Annotated in this window: 1 protein-coding gene; it reads right to left on the bottom strand. The window is 25.7% G+C overall.

The window, feature by feature from the left end; translation table 11 throughout:
- Window positions 1–1,723 precede the first annotated feature (1,723 nt).
- Window positions 1,724–2,105: polyubiquitin (locus tag SVN78_10485; GenBank protein ID MDY6822032.1), on the bottom strand; the 382-nt coding region annotated here is incomplete at its 5' end.

The raw sequence follows: 2,105 nt of genomic DNA, 5'->3' as shown, positions 1-2,105 counted from the left end.
AGATACTCGCTTTCTTCTTTTTTTTATTTTATTTATATTATTCATGATTATACACAAACTGTAGAAAATAAAATAATCATCAATTATGAAATTAGTTAATTAATTTATTGTTTTGTGCATATTCAGTGCAATCATTTGTGTATAAGTATTAGTTTGATTATGAATATAAAATCGGAACCAGGGTCAAACCTGGTCATCCGCAAAAATTGGAACGATACAGAGAAGATTAGCATGGCCCCTGCGCAAGGATGACACGCACAAATCGAGAATGTATCACACTTTTTTTGTGTCATTTTTCTTCTGTTGTGTGTGTGTGTGTATACGGCTGATTGATGGTTAGCAGTCTGCTAAAGTTTTTCTTAATAATGCTGATGCTTAGTTTTCACTGTTGTGTCACGAAAATTCAATATAAACAGTCCAACATCAAATTGTTTATTCAAAAAAATCAATTGTTTGTTTGTATACAAATTGTACGTTACAGGATCAGTGCATTAATGCAAAGAAATGAAATTAATTACTTGAATTGTTTAATTAAAGCGACTGTTGAGTAGTGCTTTTTTGCATTGTCTCATTTAAACAAAAAAACAGTTATTGAAAAAGACGAATGTTTTTTGTCAACATTTCCAAAAAACATTGAATACTAAACAACACATTGAACTAAAACAAGAAAAAAAAAAATGAAAAAGACACAACTTGCAATAATTTCTTACTATACTGAAAGTTTGTAAAATGTTTTGGGTCACAAACTTAAATTGTGCAAAATTTCGAGTAATTCTAGAAAAAATTGTAGTTGGAAGAAAAATAAAATTGTGACTTGATTAAAAACATCAGCAACTTTTTTTATAAAATGCTGAAATTATGTAATTGAACAATCTTAAGCATTCGAATATATTGACTAATATCGTTTAGAGTTTTGTTTTAAGTTGTTATCATCTCAAACAGCAACAATTTGACAAAAAAAACATGCCCTCATATCCAGAATTACTGAAAACTGTCAAAAAACCAAATCTAGTGAAAAAAAAGATGATTAGCGTCAATTAAGTAATTATTTTGATCTAAACTGTTTAATAATTTCTTTCAATAACTCAAACGTTGAAAATTCATTTTGTTAACTTGTTATAATTTGTAGATTTTTCGTGTTTTATTAACATTATATTACCGTTATATTAGCATTATATTACCATTTTTGATAAATAACAAATAAAAATTTGTATATAAAGTGTATATAAAGTGTATGTTAGTGTATAAATTGATATATTTCATATTTATATTATTACTAATAAAGTGATAAAGTGAGCGAACAGAGTTTAGTGAGTGGAAGTTTTGAGTTAACTTATAAAAAAAAGTGACTCTTTGTTTATTTTTTTATTTCTTTATTTCTTTCAAGGATCAAAAAGATGAAAATTGAAAATAGATAAACCGCACAGTTCAAAGTTTGAGATAATCAAAAAAATATAAGCAAAAAAAATAAAACGCGGTCACAAAATAAATTAAAGAAAAAAAAATATGAGATATTCAAAACATATAAAAATATCAGCTAGCCAATATATTATATGTTATTTTGATATTGATGAAATTTGTAAATCCATAATAAATTTAATTAATAATAATAATTGACAATATCCAGTAAAAAATATATACTGTAAACAAATATTGATTTATTATTAAATAATGGATTCATATCATTATATGCATAATTATTAATATTATTAAATGTTGTTATTTATTGTCCTCCTCTTAATCTTAAAACCAAATGAAGAGTTGATTCTTTTTGGATGTTATAATCAGATAAAGTTCTACCATCTTCCAATTGTTTACCTGCAAAAATTAATCTTTGTTGCTCTGGTGGTATTCCCTCTTTATCTTGAATTTTTGCTTTAACATTTTGAATGGTATCATTTGGCTCTACATCCAATGTGATTGTTTTTCCAGTTAATGTCTTTACAAATATTTGCATTGTACCACCTCTTAATCTTAATACTAAATGTAATGTTGATTCCTTTTGGATATTATAATCACTCAATGTTCTACCATCTTCTAATTGTTTTCCAGCAAAGATTAATCTTTGTTGTTCAGGAGGTATTCCTTCTTTATCTTGAATCTTT

This window comes from Deferribacterota bacterium (assembly GCA_034189185.1).
Classification (GTDB): Bacteria; Chrysiogenota; Deferribacteres; order Deferribacterales; family UBA228; genus UBA228.
The sequence above is the reverse complement of the archived record's forward strand: the minus strand, read 5'-3'. Positions and strand labels throughout refer to the sequence as shown.